The organism is Pseudoclavibacter sp. RFBB5 (genome assembly GCF_002931555.1).
GTDB lineage: Bacteria > Actinomycetota > Actinomycetes > Actinomycetales > Microbacteriaceae > Pseudoclavibacter.
Genome location: NZ_PSTZ01000007.1, coordinates 333,366 through 353,691 on the forward strand (window position 1 = coordinate 333,366; position 20,326 = coordinate 353,691).

Annotated in this window: 19 protein-coding genes; 18 read left to right on the forward strand and 1 reads right to left on the reverse strand. The window is 66.5% G+C overall.

Annotation, left to right across the window (positions count from 1 at the left end; translation table 11 throughout):
• The first annotated feature begins 23 nt into the window (after positions 1-23).
• The 13 genes from murC to C5B97_RS09550 all read left to right on the forward strand — a co-directional run bounded on the left by murC (position 24) and on the right by C5B97_RS09550 (position 14,259).
• Positions 24-1,433, forward strand: a complete 1,410-nt coding sequence (gene murC / locus C5B97_RS09490) for a UDP-N-acetylmuramate--L-alanine ligase (protein WP_104311846.1) — start codon at positions 24-26, stop codon at positions 1,431-1,433.
• Positions 1,430-2,152 (forward strand): FtsQ-type POTRA domain-containing protein, encoded by a 723-nt coding sequence (locus tag C5B97_RS09495; protein ID WP_104311847.1) that lies wholly within the window; start codon positions 1,430-1,432, stop codon positions 2,150-2,152. Before murC ends, C5B97_RS09495 begins: the two co-directional genes overlap by 4 nt.
• 263 nt (positions 2,153-2,415) lie before the next feature.
• Complete coding sequence (gene ftsZ, locus C5B97_RS09500) at positions 2,416-3,642, forward strand: cell division protein FtsZ (protein ID WP_104311848.1); 1,227 nt, start codon at positions 2,416-2,418, stop codon at positions 3,640-3,642.
• A 7-nt stretch (positions 3,643-3,649) separates the two neighbouring features.
• Complete coding sequence (locus C5B97_RS09505; RefSeq protein ID WP_104311849.1) at positions 3,650-4,366, forward strand: YggS family pyridoxal phosphate-dependent enzyme; 717 nt, start codon at positions 3,650-3,652, stop codon at positions 4,364-4,366.
• Between the two features lie 33 nt (positions 4,367-4,399).
• Positions 4,400-4,906 (forward strand): cell division protein SepF, encoded by a 507-nt coding sequence (locus C5B97_RS09510; RefSeq protein ID WP_104311850.1) that lies wholly within the window; start codon positions 4,400-4,402, stop codon positions 4,904-4,906.
• Positions 4,907-5,026: 120 nt separating this feature from the next.
• Complete coding sequence (locus C5B97_RS09515; protein ID WP_104252837.1) at positions 5,027-5,311, forward strand: YggT family protein; 285 nt, start codon at positions 5,027-5,029, stop codon at positions 5,309-5,311.
• A 224-nt stretch (positions 5,312-5,535) separates the two neighbouring features.
• The gene (locus C5B97_RS09520) at positions 5,536-6,282 is read left to right on the forward strand and encodes a DivIVA domain-containing protein (RefSeq protein WP_104252838.1); all 747 of its coding nucleotides are present in this window, start codon (positions 5,536-5,538) and stop codon (positions 6,280-6,282) included.
• Between the two features lie 10 nt (positions 6,283-6,292).
• Positions 6,293-6,844, forward strand: coding sequence for a signal peptidase II (lspA, locus tag C5B97_RS09525; RefSeq protein ID WP_258068099.1), 552 nt, complete (start codon positions 6,293-6,295; stop codon positions 6,842-6,844).
• Complete coding sequence (locus C5B97_RS09530; RefSeq protein ID WP_104311851.1) at positions 6,844-7,770, forward strand: RluA family pseudouridine synthase; 927 nt, start codon at positions 6,844-6,846, stop codon at positions 7,768-7,770. Before lspA ends, C5B97_RS09530 begins: the two co-directional genes overlap by 1 nt.
• A gap of 76 nt (positions 7,771-7,846) precedes the next feature.
• Positions 7,847-11,356 carry a DNA polymerase III subunit alpha gene (dnaE, locus tag C5B97_RS09535; RefSeq protein WP_104311852.1) on the forward strand — a complete coding sequence of 1,170 codons (3,510 nt, stop codon included), beginning with the start codon at positions 7,847-7,849 and terminating at the stop codon, positions 11,354-11,356.
• 61 nt (positions 11,357-11,417) lie between these two features.
• The gene (gene hisD, locus C5B97_RS09540) at positions 11,418-12,722 is read left to right on the forward strand and encodes a histidinol dehydrogenase (protein ID WP_104311853.1); all 1,305 of its coding nucleotides are present in this window, start codon (positions 11,418-11,420) and stop codon (positions 12,720-12,722) included.
• Entirely contained in the window at positions 12,722-13,231 is a 510-nt protein-coding gene (gene nrdR / locus C5B97_RS09545) for a transcriptional regulator NrdR (protein WP_104311854.1), read from the forward strand. Before hisD ends, nrdR begins: the two co-directional genes overlap by 1 nt.
• Positions 13,228-14,259: a quinone-dependent dihydroorotate dehydrogenase gene (locus tag C5B97_RS09550; protein WP_104311855.1), complete on the forward strand. Its 1,032-nt coding sequence runs from the start codon at positions 13,228-13,230 to the stop codon at positions 14,257-14,259. The genes nrdR and C5B97_RS09550 overlap by 4 nt, the downstream gene beginning before the upstream one ends.
• 170 nt (positions 14,260-14,429) lie before the next feature.
• Here C5B97_RS09550 and C5B97_RS09555 read toward each other — a convergent pair whose 3' ends face one another.
• Complete coding sequence (locus C5B97_RS09555) at positions 14,430-15,014, reverse strand: DUF3043 domain-containing protein (RefSeq protein ID WP_104311856.1); 585 nt, start codon at positions 15,012-15,014, stop codon at positions 14,430-14,432.
• A gap of 41 nt (positions 15,015-15,055) precedes the next feature.
• Here C5B97_RS09555 and C5B97_RS09560 point away from each other — a divergent pair, with 41 nt between their 5' ends.
• The 5 genes from C5B97_RS09560 to C5B97_RS09580 all read left to right on the forward strand — a co-directional run bounded on the left by C5B97_RS09560 (position 15,056) and on the right by C5B97_RS09580 (position 20,174).
• Positions 15,056-16,474, forward strand: a complete 1,419-nt coding sequence (locus C5B97_RS09560) for a dipeptidase (protein WP_104311857.1) — start codon at positions 15,056-15,058, stop codon at positions 16,472-16,474.
• A gap of 100 nt (positions 16,475-16,574) precedes the next feature.
• Complete coding sequence (locus C5B97_RS09565) at positions 16,575-16,940, forward strand: iron-sulfur cluster assembly accessory protein (protein WP_068476349.1); 366 nt, start codon at positions 16,575-16,577, stop codon at positions 16,938-16,940.
• A gap of 128 nt (positions 16,941-17,068) precedes the next feature.
• Entirely contained in the window at positions 17,069-18,022 is a 954-nt protein-coding gene (coxB, locus tag C5B97_RS09570; RefSeq protein WP_104311858.1) for a cytochrome c oxidase subunit II, read from the forward strand.
• Between the two features lie 11 nt (positions 18,023-18,033).
• Positions 18,034-19,755, forward strand: a complete 1,722-nt coding sequence (ctaD, locus tag C5B97_RS09575) for a cytochrome c oxidase subunit I (protein WP_104311859.1) — start codon at positions 18,034-18,036, stop codon at positions 19,753-19,755.
• Positions 19,752-20,174 carry a cytochrome c oxidase subunit 4 gene (locus C5B97_RS09580; protein ID WP_104252848.1) on the forward strand — a complete coding sequence of 141 codons (423 nt, stop codon included), beginning with the start codon at positions 19,752-19,754 and terminating at the stop codon, positions 20,172-20,174. Before ctaD ends, C5B97_RS09580 begins: the two co-directional genes overlap by 4 nt.
• Positions 20,175-20,326: the final 152 nt, after the last annotated feature.

A 20,326-nucleotide genomic window follows, 5' to 3' on the forward strand; every position in this document is an offset into this window, starting at 1 on the left:
ATCGAGCGGACTCAGGAGCAGCAATGATCAATCCAGACGCCACCGCGCAGATTCCCGACGAGATCGGGAACGTGCACTTCATCGGCATCGGCGGCTCAGGCATGAGCGGCATCGCGCGCATGATGCTCGACCGCGGCCTCACGATCTCCGGAAGCGACCGGACCGAGAACTACGCGACACGAGAGCTGCGCGATCGCGGCGCCCGCGTCGAGATCGGCCACGCGGCAGAGCACCTCGGCGACGCGGACACCATCGTCGTCACCAGCGCGCTCTGGCCCGACAACCCCGAACTCGTCCTGGCGAAGGAGCGTGGGCTGAACATCCTGCACCGCTCGCAGGCGCTCGTCTGGCTCACGCGCGGGAGCCGCCTCGTCTCCGTCGCCGGAGCGCACGGCAAGACGACCTCGACCGGCATGGTCGTGACGGCCCTCGACGCCCTCGACGCGTCGCCGAGCTTCGTCAACGGCGGCATCATCTCGGCCCTGGGGACGAGCTCCGCCGTCGGAAGCGGCGAGGCCTTCGTCGTCGAGGCCGACGAGTCCGACGGGTCCTTCCTGTTCTACGACACGGCGATCGCCCTCATCACGAACGTCGACAACGACCACCTCGACCACTACGGCAGCGTCGAGGCCTTCGAAGCCGCGTTCGTCCAGTTCGCGGATGCGGCCAGCGAGGCCGTGGTCATCTCCAGCGACGACCCGCTTGCCGTCGAGCTGACCGGGAAGCTCACCCACAAGCGGGTGCTGACCTTCGGCCAGGCTCCGACGGCCGACGCGCGCGTCTCCGACATCGCGTCGGAGGGAGGGGAGACCCGCTTTACCGTCACCTGGCAGGGTGTCGACTACCCGGCGCTCCTGCACGTGCCCGGCGTCCACAACGCGCTCAACGCGACCGGCGCGTTCGTCGTCCTCGTCCAGCTCGGCTTCGAGCCCGCCGCCGTCCTTGACGCGCTCTCGACGTTCGGGGGCACGAAGCGACGCTTCGAGCTCCACGGCACGGTGAGCGGCGTCAGCGTCTATGACGACTACGCCCATCACCCTGCCGAGGTCGAAGCGGCGCTCACGGCTGCGCGCACCGTCGTCGGCTCCGGTCGCCTCATCGCCGTCCACCAGCCGCACCTCTACTCGCGGACGCGCGACATGAGCGACGTCTTCGCGGCGGTGTACGAGCGTCTCGCCGACGAGACCGTCGTGCTCGACGTGTGCGGCGCACGTGAAGACCCGATTCCCGGTGTCACGGGAGCGCTGGTCGAGGAGGCGTTCGCCGACCGCAGCAAGGTCGCCTACCGCCCCGACTGGCAGGATGCGGCCGACACGGTCGCCGAGATCTCACAGGACGGCGATTTCGTCATCACCTTCGGCTGCGGCGACGTCAACCTCATCGTGCCCCAGCTCCTAGAGGCGCTCGGCGCGAAGGAGACAGGCAAGCCGTGAGCGTGCTCGGCGACGATGCGCGCCGATTCACCTGGCGCGCCAGACGACGCCGCCGCATCCTGATCGGGGTCGCGGCGGCGGTGGCCGCACTTGTCGCGTTCGTCGCGGTCGCCGTCTACAGTCCGATCATGTCCGTGCGTGAGATCGTCGTCGCCGGCACCCAGCGTGTCGATGCGACACAGGTCGACGAATCGCTCGCCGACCTGCACGGACAGCCGCTTGCGCTCGTCACGAACGACGACGTCGAGAGTCGACTCCAGTCCTACGTGATGGTGCAGAGCTACTCGATCCGCGTCGAGCCGCCGAGCCGTCTTGTCGTCACGATCGTCGAGCGGTCGCCGATCGGCGCGGTCGCGGTGCCATCCGGGTACGACGTCATGGATGCGGCCGGCGTGGTGCTCTGGACGCAGTCGGAGCCCGCAGGGGACATCCCGACTCTCGAACTGGGCGGCGAGGGGGTCGACTCCGAGGCGTTCGCCTCTGCGGCGGGCGTGTCGCTCGCCCTGCCCGTCGACTTCAGGGCTGGCGTCGCTGCAGTGACGGCCAAGAGCATCGACGATGTGCGTCTGACGATGCGCAGCGGTGCCGAGGTCGTATGGGGGAGCGCGGAGGAGTCCGACCGCAAGGCGGAGGTGCTCGCCGCGCTCGTCACGGCCACCGCCGACCAGTCCATCTCCAGCTACGACGTCTCGAGTCCCGAGACCCCCGTGACCCGCTGAGGAGTTCCTCGGCCGGCGAGTGCGGCAACCTTCAAGCTCCGGTTGAAGCGACTCGCCGACATTCGGCGCGCAAAACGCAACACACCTGCTGACTGCACGGATCGTGCGACGTTCGCGACCTAGCGTCGAAGCAAGCAACCAGGAAACAGCATATCTCTGAGCTTCAAGTAGAGGTTGAAGCTCGTAGACATTCGCCAGCGGCGACGTGTCGAGGTGTGCATCCGTTCTTCCACCACACCACACGCCAACGAGGGGCCGGACACGTGTCGAACACCAACAACTACCTCGCCGTCATCAAGGTCGTCGGCATCGGCGGCGGCGGCGTCAATGCAGTCAACCGAATGATCGAGCTCGGCCTCCGCGGTGTCGAGTTCATCGCGATCAACACCGACGCCCAGGCGCTGCTCATGAGCGACGCCGACGTCAAGCTCGACGTCGGACGCGAACTGACCCGCGGTCTCGGTGCAGGCGCCGACCCCGAGGTCGGCCGCCGGGCAGCCGAGGACCACGCCGAGGAGATCGAGCAGGCGCTCGCCGGCGCCGACATGGTCTTCGTCACGGCTGGCGAGGGTGGCGGAACCGGAACAGGGGGCGCTCCCGTCGTCGCGCGCATCGCGAAGTCGATCGGTGCGCTCACCATCGGTGTCGTCACGAAGCCGTTCAGCTTCGAGGGCCGCCGCCGCATGCAGCAGGCCGAGCAGGGCGTCGCCACTCTGAAGGAAGAGGTCGACACCCTCATCGTCGTCCCGAACGACCGCCTCCTCGAGATCAGCGACCGCGGCATCTCCATGATCGAGGCGTTCTCGACGGCCGACCAGGTGCTGCTCGCCGGTGTGCAGGGCATCACCGACCTGATCACGACCCCGGGCCTCATCAACCTCGACTTCGCCGACGTGAAGTCGGTCATGCAGGGTGCGGGCTCCGCGCTCATGGGCATCGGCTCCTCCAGGGGCGCCGACCGAGCGATCAAGGCGGCAGAACTCGCCGTCGCCTCGCCGCTCCTCGAGGCGAGCATCGAGGGCGCCCACGGCGTCCTGCTCTCCATCCAGGGCGGTTCGAACCTCGGCATCTTCGAGATCAACGACGCTGCGAAGCTCGTGCAGGAGGCCGTCCACCAGGAGGCCAACATCATCTTCGGCGCGGTCATCGACGACACCCTCGGCGACGAGGTGCGCGTCACGGTCATCGCGGCGGGCTTCGCCGGGGGAGAGCCCAAGACGCTGCAGGAGCAGCAGTCTGTGCCGACGCCAGCGGCCGCGCCTGTCCAGCAGGCGAACACCGGTGCCATCGGGCTCGGCGCAGCCGCAGCCGCTGTCGCCTCCGCACCCTCCGTGCCCGTGGAGCGCGAGCCCGTCCAGGCGCCAGCACCGGTCGCGCAGGCTCCGGCCTGGTCGACGGCCGAGGCGCCCACCATCGCACCTCGCCGCGAGCCGGAAGCCGCCTACGACGACGCCGAGGACATCCTCGACGTCCCGGACTTCCTCAAGTAGAGCGCGCATGCCAGAGCAAGCTGGAGAGGCGCTCGGCCAGGGTCATCAGACGCTGGCCGAGCGCCTCTCGGCGGTTCAGGCCGCCATCCACCAGAGCTGTCTCAGCGCGGGACGCGATCCCTCGGACGTCACTCTCATCCCCGTCACGAAGTTCCACGGCCCCGAGCTCGTCGCCGATCTGGTCGACCTCGGCGTTCGTCGCTTCGCCGAGAGCAGGCATCCGGAGGCCAGAGACAAGGCGGCGGCGTTCGCAGAGCGCGCCGACCTCGAATGGCACTTCGTCGGTCAGATCCAGACCAAGAAGGCGCGCCAGATCGCCCAGTACGTGGATGCCGTCCATTCGATCGACAGAGGAGGCCTCGTCGACGCGCTGTCGGGCGTCGAGCGGGCGCACCCGCTGCGGGCGTTCGTGCAGGTCAACATGACGCCGGACCCTGCCAGAGGCGGCGTTCAGCCGACGGAGCTCGAGGCGCTCGTCGAGCAGGTGCTGCGCACCGAATCCCTCGAACTCCAGGGCCTCATGTGCGTGGCGCCACTCGGGGGGGATCCGCGCGCGGCCTTCGCCGAACTCCAGGCCCTCGGGCAGCGCATCCAATCGCTGGCGCCTTCCGCGACCTCGCTGTCGATGGGCATGTCCAACGACTTCGCCGACGCCATCGAAAACGGTGCGACACACCTCAGAATCGGCGCGGCAATCACGGGAAAGCGACCCGACCGGACGTAGCGTGGGTGCACGCCGAACACACGGAGGAGCACAATGGCCAACCCGCTGCGCAATGCCATGGTCTACCTGGGCCTTGCTGACGAAGACGAGCAGAATCTGCACGACGAGACGCCACAGGCGCAGCAGCAGCAGAGGCAGTCGCCAGCCGCGGCACCTTCGCCGCAGCTCTCTCCGGTGGTCACCGAGCGCCCGAAGCCGGCACCCGTGACCCCGATCACCAAAGCACCCAAGCACACTTCGACCCCGGCGATGGCGGAAATGAACGAGATCCTCACGGTCCACCCGAAGGCCTACAACAAAGACGCGCAGGTCATCGCCGAGAACTTCCGCGATGGCGTCCCCGTCATCATGAACCTCTCCGAGATGGACGAAGCCGAGGCGCGTCGCCTCATCGACTTCGCGAGCGGGCTCTCCCAGGGCCTCTATGGCAAGATCGAGCGCGTGACGAGCCGGGTGTTCCTGCTCTCGCCTCAGCACATCGCCGTCCACGGCGAGTCGAGCAAGCTTGAGGCGGAGAAGGAAGCCTCGTTCTTCCAGTAGACCCCCAACCAGCCTGACTCTGCTGAGCAGCAGAGCGGCCCGCTTTCGCGCGAACGGTGAGACGGTGCATCCTGAGGGTGCACCGTCGCCGTGTCTGCGCGACAACATCTCAGGAAACGAATGAATATCCTCGGCGCGATCCTCGGCTTCGTCATCGGCCTCTACATCATGGTGATGTGGGGTCGGCTGATCCTCGATTACGCTCGCATGTTCGCGCCTCGGTGGAAGCCGAAGGGGTTCGTGCTCGTCCTCTGCGAGGGCGTCTACTCGCTGACCGACCCGCCCCTTCGTGCGGTCCGGAAAGTCGTGCCCCCGCTCCGCATCGGCAACATCGCCCTCGATCTCGCGTGGATCATCGTCATGTTCGCGCTGGTGATCACATCGAATCTCGTGCGCCTGCTCTAAGCGCCGAGCGTTCTCCATTAGGTGAATGGCGACTTTCCCGACAGAATGTGACGCGCGGGACCCAAGTGCCGTAATGTGACTTATGTGCTGCGCAGCACAGCAACGTTCTGCGTGCACATCTGGGCAACGCTAGTGTTGTCACGCCGGACCCGGAGTCTGCTCGTCAGACCCAGAGTCTTTTCCAGATACAGACCAATCGCAGAGAGAGTCGAAAGGTGGCCGACATGGCACTCACTCCTGAGGACGTCATCAACAAACGCTTCCAGCAGACCAAGTTCCGCGAGGGGTACGACCAGGACGAGGTCGACGACTTCCTCGACGAGGTCGTTGCAGAGATGCGCCGCCTCGTGGGGGAGAACGAGCAGCTTCGTCAGCAGCTCGAAGAGGCAGAGGCACGCGCCAGCAGCGCGCCTGCGGCCGCAGCTCCCGCCCCGGTCGAAGAGCCCAGCGTCGAGGTTGAGGCAGCTCCTGAGCCCGAGCCTGAGCCCATCGCGCCGCTCGCGCAGCCTGCAGCTCCCGCTCCGGTCGCCGTAGAGGGTGCAGACGAGGCCGAGACGAGCAGCTCGCTCATCGCCCTCGCCCGCCGCCTCCACGACGAGCACGTCGAAGAGGGAACGCGCAAGCGCGACGAGATCATCGCCACGGGTGAGACCCGTGCTCGCGAGATCATCGCCGAGTCCGAGACCCGCGCCCGCCAGATCGAAGGCGACAGCGAGAAGCGTGCCCGCGAGATCACGGTCGAGTCCGAGGGTCGTGCCCGCACGATCGTCACCGAGGCCGAGGCCAAGGAACGCGAGACCATCGGTCGACTCGAGGAGGCCAAGACCAAGCTCGAGGCCCGTATCGAGGAGCTCCGCATCTTCGAGCGCGAGTACCGCAACAACCTCCGGTCCTACATCGAAGGCCAGCTCAACGACCTGAACCGTCAGGCCAGCGACGTCCTCGAAGGCTCCGCACCAGCGGGCCAGTAGCACTCGGAACGTGGAGGACACACCTCTGCAGACCACCGAACGGCGATCGCGTCCGAGCATCCGCATTCTTGCGATGCTCGCCGCGGTCGCCGTCGGCGCGTTTGCGCTCGACCAGATATCCAAGGCGTTCGTCGTCTCCTCGATGACCGAGGGCCAGACCGTCGAGGCGCTCGGCGGCTTCCTGCAGTGGCACTTCGTGAGGAACCCGGGCGCCGCATTCTCGTTCGCCGCAGGCTCCACGTGGATCTTCACGGGCGTGTCGACGATCATGGTCATCGTCATCCTGGTCGTCGCTCGCAGGCTCGCGTCGAAGCGCTGGGCCGCAGTGTTCGGGCTCGTGCTCGGAGGCGCTCTCGGGAACCTCTTCGACCGGCTCTTCCGCGAGCCCGGTTTCGGCGTCGGCCACGTCATCGACTTCATCTACACGCCGTGGATGCTCCCGGCGATCTACAACGTCGCCGACATGTGCATCGTCGTTGGGATGTCGGCGTTCGTGCTGCTCACCCTGTTCGACATCGGTTTCGACGGCAAGCGCCGACCCAAGGCGAAGAAGGACGCGTAATGCAATCCAGGACGATCCCGATCCCTGACGGCCTCGAGGGCACCCGTGTCGACGCAGGCGTCTCGAAGCTGCTCGGTCTGAGCAGGACACAGGTCGCCGATATCGCGGCGGCGGGCGGGATCACGATCGACGGAAAGCTCGTCGGCAAATCCGACCGGATGACAGCCGGCGCCGTCATCTCCGTCGAGTGGGAGCAGGCCGGACCGGTCGAGGTCGTCCCGATCGCCGTGCCCGACCTCAAGATCGTGCACGACGAGGACGACTTCGTCGTCATCGACAAGCCAGTCGGCGTTGCCGCCCATCCTTCGATCGGCTGGGACGGCCCCACGGTGCTCGGCGCGCTCGCCGCCGCGGGGTTCACCATCTCGACCTCCGGGCAGTCGGAGCGCCAGGGAATCGTGCACCGTCTGGATGCGGGCACGAGTGGCCTGATGGTCGTGGCGAAGAGCGAGCTCGCGTACGCGCAGCTCAAGAAGGCGTTCCACGATCGTCAGGTCGAGAAGGTCTACCACGCGGTCGTGCAGGGACACCCGGACCCGCTCTCGGGAACGATCGACGCGCCCATCGGTCGCCACCCAGGCTCCTCCTGGAAGTTCGCCGTCACCAGCGAGGGGAAGCCCTCCGTCACGCACTACGAGACCCTCGAGGCCTTCCGGCGCGGGGCGCTGCTCGAGGTTCACCTGGAGACCGGACGCACGCACCAGATCCGCGTGCACATGGCCGCCCAGCGGCACCCGTGTGTCGGCGACCCCCTCTACGGCTCCGACCCGACCCTGGCCGGCAAGCTCGGGCTGAGACGCCAGTGGCTGCACGCCAAGGAGCTGGGGTTCGCCCACCCGCGGACCGGCGAGCCCGTGCGCTTCACGACCGAGTACCCAGACGACCTGGCGCACTCGCTCGAGCTGCTCCGCGAAGGCGAGCTGTAGTCCACAGGCTCGTCCGCAGAGGCGCTCCGGCGACCTAAGATGGGTGCGCCGATCCACCCATCTTCTCGGAGAGACATTGCCTTCAGCAGACTCGTTCGCCCACCTCCACGTCCACAGCGAGTACTCGATGCTCGATGGGGCGGCCCGGATCGGCGAACTCATGAAGGCCGCCGTCGAGCAGGGCATGCCGGCGGTCGCGATGACCGACCACGGCAACGTCTTCGGTGCCTACGAGTTCGCCAAGGCCGCCAAGGAGCACGGCATCAAGCCGATCATCGGCACAGAGGCCTACCTCACGCCGGGAACGCACCGCGGTGACCGCACGCGCGTGAAGTGGGGCAACGGCGGGGGCGATGATGTCTCCGGCTCCGGTGCGTACACGCACATCACCATGCTCAGCGAGACCACGCAGGGCATGCACAACCTCTTCCGGCTCTCCAGTCGGGCCTCCATGGAGGGGTACTACTTCAAGCCGCGTATGGACCGCGAGCTGCTGAACACGTATTCCAAGGGGCTCATCGCGACGACCGGATGCCCCTCAGGCGAGGTGCAGACCAGGCTTCGGCTCGGGCAGTACAACGAGGCCAGAGCAGCGGCAGCTGAGTTCCGCGACATCTTCGGCGCAGAGAACTACTTCTGCGAGATCATGGACCACGGCATCGACATCGAGCGGCGCGTCATGCCCGACCTGCTCAAGCTCGCCAAAGACCTCGGCCTTCCCCTCGTCGCGACGAACGACCTCCACTACACGCACTCGCACGACGCCGACAGCCACTCGGCGCTGCTGTGCGTGCAGTCCGGTTCGACGATGGACGACCCGAACCGCTTCCAGTTCTCCGGCACGGGGTACTACCTGAAGTCCGCCGCCGAGATGCGCGGGATCTTCCGCGACCACCCGGAAGCGTGCGACAACACGCTGCTCATCGCCGAGCGGTGCTCTGCCGAGTTCGACGAGAGCGCGAACTACATGCCTCGCTTCCCCGTGCCGGAGGGCGAGACGGAGAGCACCTGGTTCATCAAGGAGATCGACGCGGGTCTCGACAAGCGGTACCCGGCCGGGGTCCCGAGCGACGTCCGCAAGCAGGCGGACTACGAGATCGGCGTCATCAACCAGATGGGCTTCCCGGGGTACTTCCTGGTCGTCGCCGACTTCATCAACTGGGCGAAGGACAACGGCATCCGCGTCGGGCCAGGTCGCGGTTCCGGTGCAGGGTCCATGGTGGCCTACGCCATGGGCATCACCGACCTCGACCCGCTGCGGCACGGCCTCATCTTCGAGCGCTTCCTCAACCCGGACCGAGTCTCGATGCCCGACTTCGACGTCGACTTCGACGATCGCCGCAGGTCGGAGGTCATCCGGTACGTCACCGAGAAGTACGGCTCGGAGCGCGTCGCCCAGATCGTCACCTACGGCACGATCAAGGCCAAGCAGGCGCTCAAGGATGCCTCGCGCGTGCTCGGCTACCCGTTCTCGATGGGCGACCAGCTCACGAAGGCCATGCCTCCCGCCGTCATGGGCAAGGACATCCCGCTCAGCGGGATCTTCGACAAGGAGCACAAGCGCTACTCGGAGGCCGCCGAGATGCGCGCCTTCATCGAGAGCAACCCGGACGCGAAGAAGGTGTTCGACACCGCGAGCGGGCTCGAGAACCTGAAGCGCCAGTGGGGCGTGCACGCGGCCGGCGTCATCATGTCGAGCGACCCGCTCATCGACATCATCCCGATCATGAAGCGGGAGCAGGACGGCCAGATCGTCACCCAGTTCGACTATCCGGCGAGCGAGTCCCTCGGGCTCATCAAGATGGACTTCCTCGGACTGCGCAACCTCACCATCGTGAGTGACGCGGTGGTCAACATCAAGGCGAACCGCGGCATCGATCTCGTCCTCGAGGACCTCGAACTGGACGACGTCGGCGCCTACGAGCTGCTGACGCGGGGTGACACGCTCGGGGTCTTCCAGCTCGACGGTGGACCTATGCGCTCCCTGCTGCGCCTCCTCAAGCCCGACAACTTCGAGGACATCTCCGCGGTCATCGCGCTGTACCGTCCCGGGCCGATGGGTGCCAACTCCCACATCAACTACGCGCTGCGCAAGAACGGCGAGCAGGAGATCACCCCGATTCACCCGCAACTCGAGGAGCCGCTCCAGGAGATCCTCTCGACCAGCTACGGCCTGATCATCTATCAGGAGCAGGTCATGGCCATCGCGCAGAAGGTCGCCGGATTCTCGCTCGGCCAGGCCGACATCCTCCGCCGCGCCATGGGCAAGAAGAAGAAGTCGGAGCTGGACAAGCAGTTCGCCGGCTTCCAGGGCGGAATGCACGCCAACGGCTACTCCGATGAAGCCGTGAAGATGCTCTGGGACATCCTGCTGCCGTTCTCCGACTACGCCTTCAACAAGGCCCACTCCGCCGCCTACGGCGTCGTCTCCTACTGGACCGCGTATCTGAAGGCCCATTTCCCCGCTGAGTACATGGCCGCTCTGCTCACGAGCGTCGGCGACTCGCGCGACAAGCTGGCGATGTACCTCAACGAGTGCCGCCGCATGGGCATCACGGTGCTCGCCCCCGACGTCAACGAGTCGTTCGTCAACTTCACCGCGGTGGGGGAGGACATCCGCTTCGGTCTCGGCGCCGTGAGGAACGTGGGAGCGAACGTCGTCGAGGAGATCCAGAAGGCGCGCGAGTCGAAGACCGCGTTCGTCTCGTTCCATGACTTCCTGAAGAAGGTGCCGACGACGGTCGCCAACAAGCGCACCGTGGAGTCGCTCATCAAGGCCGGCGCCTTCGATTCGCTTGGCAACACTCGCCGCGCCCTCGTCGAGGTGCACGAGAACGCCATCGACGTCGCGGTGTCGCGCAAGCGGAACGAGGCGCACGGGCAGGTTGACCTCTTCGCGGGTCTCGACGAGTTCGAAGCCGAGGAGGACGACGTTCCCGTCCGACCCGAGTTCAATCGCCGCGACAAGCTCGCCTTCGAACGGGACATGCTCGGGCTCTACGTCTCCGACCACCCGCTTGCGGGGCTCGAGCGAGAGCTCGCGAAGCTGGCGACGACCAGCATCCTCGACCTGACGCAGGCCGAGCACCTGGAGGACGGGCAGCAGGTCACGATCGCCGGCCTCATCACGAGCGTGCAGCATCGGGTGGCCCGGAACTCGGGCAATCCCTACGGGATGATCGAGGTCGAGGACTTCGGCGGCACCATGACCGTCATGTTCATGGGCAAGACGTACCAGGAGTTCCAGACACAGCTCCAAGGCGATGTCATCGTGGCCGTCAAGGGTCGCGTGTCGAAGCGAGACGACGGTATGAACCTGCACGCGCAGGGCCTCACGCTGCCGAAGATCGCAGCGGCCGAGGACGCGGGCACGCTCACGCTCACCATCCCGGATACTCGGGCAACGGAGCCGGTCGTGGATGCGCTCGGCAAGGTTCTGCGCCGCCACTCGGGGGAGAGCGAGGTGCGGCTCCGACTTCGCACGCCGGGTGTCATCCGCCGCTTCGAGCTGCCGCACCGTGTGCGGATCACCCAGGACCTCTACGGGGAGCTGAAGGCTCTGCTCGGGCCCAGTTGCCTCGAGTAGTCCCGGTCGCGTGTCGCGGACGAGACGGCCCCCACTCCCGCCTGACTACGATGGAGACACCATGATGCAACTCATCGATCTGCGTGGTTCTGCGCTCAGCGCCTCCGAGCTTCGGAACATCCTCCCTCGCGCCGAGCTCGACGTCGGGCGTGCGCTCGGCACGGCCGCCGAGCTCATCTCGTCGGTCCGCGAGCAGGGAGCTTCCGCGCTCCGTGAGCAGGCGGTGCGCCTCGACGGCGTCGAGCCACCGCACCTGCGGGTCCCGCAGGAGGCGATCGACGAAGCCACGGCGAGTCTCGACCCCCAGGTGCGGGCTGGCCTGGAGGCCATGATCGAGCGTGTCCGCGCTGGCTCGGCTGCCCAGGTTCCCGACCCCAGGGTCACGACTCTCGGTGACGGTGCCGTCGTCGAGCTCCGCTGGCACCCGGTGAAGCGCGTCGGGCTCTACGTCCCTGGCGGGAAGGCCGTCTATCCGTCGAGCGTCGTCATGAACGTCTGCGCCGCGATGGCGGCGGGCGTCTCCTCGATCGCGATCGCGTCGCCGCCGCAGCGGGAGTTCGGTGGGGGTGTCCACCCCACGATCCTCGGCGCAGCTGGCCTCCTCGGGGTCACCGAGGTCTACGCCATGGGCGGGGCAGGCGCCATCGGCGCGTTGGCGCACGGGGTCCCTGACATCGGCCTCGAACCGGTCGAGGTCATCACGGGCCCGGGCAATGTGTACGTCGCTGCAGCGAAGCGCATCGTGCAGTCGTTCGTCGGCATCGACTCCGAGGCGGGCCCGACGGAGATCCTCGTGATCGCCGACGACTCCGCAGATGCGGACCACGTCGCCGCGGACCTGGTGAGCCAGGCCGAGCACGACGAGCTCGCGTCGGCGCTTCTCGTCACCCCCGACGCGGACTGGGCGAAGCGTGTGCTCGAGCGCGTCGAGGCCCGAGCAGCGGCGACCAAGCACGCCGAGCGCGTGCGCGTCTCGCTCGGCGGCCGCCAGTCCGCCGTCATCCTCGTCGACGACTTCACCGCAGCAGCCAGGGTGTCGAATGCCTACGCGCCCGAGCACCTCGAGGTGCAGACTCGCGAGCCCGAGGCCATGCTCGCGATGCTCCACAACGCTGGAGCCATCTTCATGGGCGCCAACTCGCCAGTGAGCCTCGGGGACTACCTCGCTGGCTCCAACCACGTGCTGCCGACGGGCGGCCAGGCCGCGCACACGCCCGGTCTCGGGGCGCACACGTTCCTCCGCCCGCAACAGATCATCCGCTACGACAGGGAGGCCCTGCGCGCCGTGAGCGAGCATGTCGTGGCGCTCGCAGACGCCGAGGACCTCCCGGCGCACGGTGAGGCAGTGACGGCGAGGTTCAGCTGATGCACTGCCCGTTCTGTCGTCACCCTGATTCACGGGTCATCGACTCGCGCACGAGCGACGACGGTTTCGCGATCCGTCGAAGGAGGCAGTGCCCGGAATGCGGGCGCCGATTCTCCACGACCGAGACGGCGAGCCTCACGGTCATCAAGCGCAACGGCGTCGTCGAGTCGTTCTCACGCGACAAGGTCGTGGCGGGTGTCCGCAAGGCCTGCCAGGGACGGCCCGTGACCGATACCGACCTGGCGCTCCTCGCGCAGCGCGTGGAAGAGAGCATCCGCGCGACCGGGGCCTCGCAGATCGAAGCCAACGACATCGGCCTGGCCATCCTGCCGCCGCTGCGTGAGCTGGATGACGTCGCCTACCTCCGCTTTGCGAGCGTCTACCAAGGCTTCGCCGGCCTTGACGACTTCCGTGCCGCCATCGATCGAATGCACGAGGACGGCATCAAGGCCCAGTACGCCACCGAGTCAGCCGACGGCGAGTCGACAGTCAAGGGAGAGACCCGATGAACGCCGCCTATCGTCTGCTGTTCAGGCACGTCCTGTCCAAGATGGACCCGGAACGCGCGCACGCGCTCGCCTCCGGGGTCATCCGGGCGCTCGGTCGTCGCGGCCCAGCTGCGCTGCTCTCGCCGCTCGCCGCGCCTGCCGAATCGCTCAGGGTCGAGACGATGGGCCTCAGCTTCGCGTCGCCGTTCGGTCTCGCGGCCGGTTTCGATAAGGACGCCGAGGACATCGACGGCCTCGCCACGCTCGGCTTCGGCCACGTCGAGGTCGGCACCGTGACGCCCCGCCCGCAGCCGGGCAACCCCGGCCCGCGGCTCTTCCGGCTCGTCGCCGACGGCGCGCTCATCAACCGCATGGGCTTCAACAATCGCGGAGCGGAACTCGCAGCCGCCAACATCGCGGCTCGTCGCAACCGCTCCGTCATCGTCGGCGTCAACATCGGCAAGAACAAGACGACCGAGGCTGACGACGCTCATCTCGACTACGCGGCCGCCGCGGCCGCGGTCAAGGATGTCGCGGACTATCTGGTCGTGAACGTCTCCTCGCCGAACACGCCCGGCCTGCGCAGGCTACAGTCCCTTGGATCGCTGACGCCCATCCTTCGAGCGGCACGGGATGCGGCACCCGGCGTCCCCTTGCTGGTCAAGATCGCTCCAGACCTGGACGACGAGGAGATCAGGGAGGTCACTCAGCTGGCCATAGACGAGGGTCTGGCCGGAATCATCGCGGCCAACACGACGATCTCGCGCTCGGGGTTGCGCACGTCGGCACGCATCGTGGAGGCGTTCGGCGCTGGAGGCCTGTCCGGTCGTCCCCTGACCGAGCGCTCACTCGAGGTCCTGCGCATCGTCAAGGAGGCGTCCGGGGACCGGCTGTGCATCATCTCCGTCGGAGGGGTCGCGGACGCGGCCGAGGTTCGCCGACGCCTCGATGCGGGCGCTACCCTCGTCCAGGGCTACACCGAGTTCCTCTACGCGGGTCCCATGTGGGCTGCCAGCATCAATCGCGGACTCGCACGCCGCGCACGCTGACCGACGCTTCCGCGCGAAGGTCTCAGTTTGGGCACCATGTCGGATTCCCAGCCGCCTGACACCTTCGCGCAACCCTGCGGGTCTAGATTGTGAAACAGCGAAGGCCCGAGCGGAATACCGTTCGGGCCTTCGAGTTTTTCTGCGGGCAGCCGGTCGCGCCCCTGACGCGACTACTTGCCGGTGAACTCGATCTTCGCGCCGCGCTTGACCTGCGACTTGGGCATGCGCATGACTCGCAGCTGCAGGCAGCGGGCGATCGTGCCGATCATGATGCCCTTCTCGACCTTGTCCTTGCCGACGACCGCGGCGATGCGGCGCTTGATCATGTTGGCGACCATGACGGCCTCGAGGATGCACACGGCGAGGAACGCCCAGATGAAGCTCATGGCCCAGATGCCGATCGACTGGCTCGGGATGAACGTCGCGAAGATCACGAGGAACATCATCGGCAGCAGCAGCTCGCCGATCGAGTACCTCGCGTCGATGTAGTTGCGCATGAAGCGCTTCTGCGGACCGCGCTCGGTCGGACGGAGGTAGCGGTCGTCGCCCTTGGCGAGCCCCTCACGTGCCTTCGCCTGCTCGATGCGGACCTTCGCCTGCATCTCGCGCTTGGCCTGCTTGCGGTCCTCTGGGACGAGGGGACGCAGGTTCTGCGCTTCGCGCTCGCGCCTCGTGGGGGTCGGCTGCTGCTTCTTCGCCGGAGACTTCGCGGGAAGCGATGCTGTCTCGGCGCTCTTGGACTCGTGCTTCGACATGATGCCTCTCAAGAACTCTGGTGTGATTTAGCCTAACCGCTATGACTCTCCCCGAAGCCCCACTCGATGCACACGATCAGGAACAGCGACTCCTCGAAGCGGTCGAGGACCGTTTTCCCGCCACGATCGCCCGGCTTTCCGGCCTCGTCCGCATCCCGTCCGTCTCCTGGGACGCCTTCGACCGAGTGCACGTCCAGCGCAGCGCCGAACGCACAGCGGAGCTCTTGCGTGAGCTCGAGCTGTTCGACTCCGTCGAGATCGACGGCGTCGAGACGTCCGAGGGCTACGCGGGTCAGCCTGCCGTGATCGCGACGCGACGGGCCGAGCCGGGCCAGCCCACCGTCCTGCTCTACGCGCACCACGACGTGCAGCCGCAGGGGAGCGCCGACGACTGGCGAACCCCGCCGTTCGAGCCGACCCTGCGCGAGGGGCGGCTCTACGGTCGCGGCGCGAGTGACGACAAGGCGGGAGTCATGACGCATATCGCGGCTCTCGAGGCGCTCAGCGCGGCCACGTCAGGGAGGCCCAGAATCGGCATCTCCGTGTTCATCGAGGGCGAGGAGGAGAACGGCTCGCGCAGCTTCTCGGACTTCCTCGCCAAGCATCGGGCTGCCCTCGGGGCCGACGCGATCATCGTCGCCGACAGCGACAACCCCTCCACCACCACTCCTGGGCTGACCGTCTCCCTGCGCGGCAACGTGACGATGAAGGTCACCGTTCGAACGCTCGGTCATGCGTCCCACTCTGGGATGCTCGGGGGTGCAGTGCCGGACGCGATGCTCGCGACCGTGCGCCTGCTCGATACGCTCTGGGATGCGGATGGCGCGGTCGCCGTCGCTGGTCTCGGCACGCGCAGCGCGGGACCAGCAGGCGGGGATGAGGCGGACGTCCGGCGCGACGCAGAGCTCCTCGAGGGGGTCTCGACGATCGGGCGGGGGAGCATGCACGACCGGCTCTGGAACCAGCCCGCGATCACCATCACCGGCATCGATGCGCCGAGCGTCGCTGAAGCGTCCAACACGCTCCTTCCCGTCGTGTCGGTCCGCCTCTCGGCCCGCATCGCCCCAGGTGACGACGCAGCGGAGGCCTACGCTGCCATCGAGCGTCACCTCACCGAGCACGCCCCATTCGGAGCGCACATCGAGATCACCCAGCCAGACGTCGGGCAGCCGTTCCTCGTCGATACCGCGGGACCCGCGGTCGGCCTCATGAAGTCCGCGATGCGCGACGGGTGGGGCGCGGAGCCTGCCGAGACGGGCATCGGCGGGTCGATCCCATTCATCGCCGCCCTCGCAGAGGTGTACCCCGACGCCGAGATCCTCGTGACCGGAGTGGAGGACCCGGCCACGATGGCGCACAGCCCCAACGAGTCGCAGGACCTCGGCGTGCTGCGTCGCGCGATCTCGGCCGAAGGCCTCTTCCTCCTCCGCTTCGCGCGGCCGGATGCCGACATCAGCTGATGCGATTCCGGCTGAGGAGGAATACCCTGGAGCCATACGCCGTTACTGAGGTGAAGAGCGCGGGAGCAGGACGTCCCGCCCAGCAGCACGAGGAGAATCCATGAGCGCAGTTCTTGAAGGCATCACCGTGAGCGAGGCCACGCACTCCGTGACCCTGACCCAGGCGGCCCTTGACAAGATCAAGAACCTGATCGGCCAGGAGAGCGAGGGTGGCCTGCGACTGCGCATCGCCGTCCAGCCAGGAGGATGCTCCGGCCTCATCTACCAGCTGTTCTTCGACGAGCGCATCCTCGACGGCGACGCGACGGTCGACTTCGATGGCGTGGAGGTCATCGTCGATCCGATGAGCGTTCCCTACCTTGACAACGCGAAGATCGACTTCGAAGACACGATCCAGAAGCAGGGCTTCACGATCGACAACCCGAGTGCGCAGGGTTCCTGTGCTTGTGGCGACTCCTTCCACTGACTCGACACGCGGGGCTCACCCTCGCGACACACCCGAAACGGCGCGGTCTCTGACCGCGCCGTTTTGTCGTCCCCGCGCGCCCCGGGTCATCGACCCTTCCGATTCGCACTAGACTGACAGCAACCTGTATGCGTCACCTCGAAAGGTTTGCCGTGCGAGACACCCGCCGCGTGAAGTGGTTCGCCGCTCCGATTGCAGCAGCCCTGATTCTGATCCTGGCTGGCTGCACGTCGCAAGAACTACGGGGCTACATGCCCGGTGACCCTGGTGTCACCAACCATTCCGACGCCTTCACGAACTTCTGGGTGAACTCCTGGATCATCCTCCTCGTCGTGGGAGGGATCACCTGGGGTCTCATCATCTGGGCGTCAGTTCTGTTCCGCCGCCGCAAGGGCGAGAAGGGCCTGCCGGCGCAGCTGCGCTACCACATGCCCATCGAGATCCTCTTCACCGTGGTCCCGGTCATCCTGGTCGCAGGCTTCTTCGCCTTCACCGTGCGTGAGGAGGCCCCGGTCGTCTCCAACTTCGCCGAAGAAGAGCAGGACGTGAAGATCGAGGTCTACGGCAAGCAGTGGGCGTGGGACTTCAACTACCTGCCCACGAGCAACACCGAGTACGACTCCGGTGTCTACTACGAGGGAATCCAGGCGCAGGAGATCCGCGAGCCGTCCGAGGGCGGCGAGCGCGGCGCCGCCACCGGAGAGGTCGACGAGGCTGCGCTGCCAAAGCTCGTCCTCCCGGTCGGTGCGAACGTCACGCTCGACATCAAGTCGCGCGACGTCATCCACTCCTTCTGGATCGTCGACTTCCACTACAAGATCGACAACATCCCCGGCCACACCAACACCATGTCGTTCGTCCCAGAGCGTGAAGGCACGTACATGGGCAAGTGCGCCGAGCTCTGCGGCGAGTACCACTCGATGATGCTCTTCCAGGTCGAGGTCGTCTCGCAGGCCGAGTACAACGCCTACATCGCCGAGCTTCGCGCGGCGGGCAACGTCGGCTCCCACGGAGACGACTACAACCGCAACCAGAACCTTCCGGGCACTGATGTTCCCGAGTTCAACCACGAGTCGGAATAGGGGCGACGAATATGACGTCAACGCTGAACCGTCCAGGCATCACCCCGGTCTCTGAGGCGACCACCGCTCCTAGCAGCTCAGTCGAGCGCAAGGGCAATGTCCTCGTTTCCTGGATCACCTCGACGGACCACAAGACCATCGGGTACATGTACCTGATCTCCAGCTTCGTCTGGTTCTGCATCGGTGGTGTGATGGCGCTGGTCATCCGTACCCAGCTCTTCGAGCCGGGTATGGAGATCATCGACACGAAAGAGCAGTACAACCAGCTCTTCACCATGCACGGCACGATCATGCTGCTCATGTTCGGAACGCCGCTGTTCTCCGGCTTCGCGAACGTCCTCGTGCCTCTGCAGATCGGCACGGCCGACGTCGCCTTCCCGCGACTCAACGCCTTCGCCTTCTGGCTCTTCACCTTCGGCGCGCTCATCGCGGTCGGCGGCTTCCTCACGCCGGGAGGTGCGGCATCCTTCGGCTGGACGGCTTACGTCCCCTTGTCGACGACCACCTATTCCCCAGGCGTAGGCGGCAACCTCTGGGTGGCCGGTCTCGCGGCGACAGGCTTCGCGACGATCTTCGGTGCCGTGAACTTCATCACGACGATCATCACCATGCGCGCGCCCGGCATGACGATGTGGCGCATGCCGATCTTCACCTGGAACGCGATGATCACGTCGATCCTCGTCCTCTTCGCCTTCCCGGTCCTCGCTGCCGCCTGGTTCGGTCTCCTCATGGATCGCGTGTTCCTCACGCACATCTACGACGTCGAGGCCGGCGGTGCGATCCTCTATCAGCACCTGTTCTGGTTCTTCGGCCATCCAGAGGTCTACGTGCTCGCTCTGCCGTTCTTCGGCATCGTCTCCGAGATCTTCCCGGCCTTCAGCAGGAAGCCGATCTTCGGCTACAAGACCCTCGTCTACGCGACGATCGCGATCGCCGCCCTGTCGGCGTCCGTGTGGGCGCACCACATGTACGTGACCGGCACCGTGCTCCTGCCGTTCTTCGCGCTCATGACGATGCTGATCGCCGTGCCCACCGGAGTGAAGATCTTCAACTGGATCGGAACTCTCTGGCGGGGCTCGGTGACGTTCGAGACGCCCATGCTCTTCTCGCTCGGCTTCCTCGTCACGTTCGTCTTCGGTGGCCTGACCGGAGTCATCCTGGCCTCGCCGATGCTCGACTTCCACGTGTCGGACACCTACTTCGTGGTGGCGCACTTCCACTACGTGGTCTTCGGCACCATCGTGTTCGCGATGTTCGCCGGCGCCTTCTTCTGGTGGCCGAAGTGGACCGGCAAGATGCTCAACGAGCGCCTCGGCAAGATCCAGTTCTGGTTGCTGTTCATCGGCTTCCACATGACGTTCCTCATCCAGCACTGGCTCGGTGTGATGGGCATGCCGCGTAGGTACGCCACCTACCAGCCCGAGGACAACTTCACGTGGATGAACCAGCTGTCGACGATCGGCGCGTTCGTGCTCGCCATCTCGCTCCTGCCGTTCTTCTTGAACATCTTCCTCACCGCGCGCAATGCGCCGAAGGTCACGGTCGACGACCCGTGGGGCTACGGCTCCTCGCTCGAGTGGGCAACCAGCTGCCCGCCGCCGCGACACAACTTCACGTCCATCCCGCGCATCCGTTCGGAGCGCCCCGCGTTCGACCTCAACCACCCCGAGGTCGCACCACACGGATACCGTGACCTGACGCCCGTCAACGACAAGATCGGAGAACGAGAGTGAAGACCTCAGCCCGCCTCCTCTGGGTCCTCGCCGTCTTCTACGCGGTTGTGACCGTCATCTACGTCCTGTGGACTCGTGCGGCTCTCGGCCACTACGAGTGGGTCGGCATCGTCGCACTGGCACTGTCTGGTCTGTTCGTGGCGTTCGTCGCGTTCTACCTGGGCAGCTCCGCCAAGCCTTTCCGCGTGCACGTCCTCCCGGAGGATCGTCTCGACGGGGAGATCGCTGACGCCGACCCCGAGCTCGGGTTCTTCCCGCCGCAGAGCTGGTGGCCGTTCGTGCTGGCCCTCGCCGTCGGCCTGATCTTCCTGGGCCTGTCGATCGGTGGATGGTGGTTCGCGTACTTCGCGGCCCCGCTGTTCATCATCGCGATCGTCGGCTGGGTGTTCGAGTACTACCGCGGACGCTACGCCCACTAGGCGCTGTCCTAAGGCTTCTGGCCCGTCCCTCTCACGAGGGGCGGGCCTTTTTGCCTGTGTTCCCCGCACGCCGGGCCCACGCGGTAGGGGAGCGCCATCCAGTGCATGCGTGGCGCTGATGAGGGCCCGGGGGGCATATATGGATGGGCCTC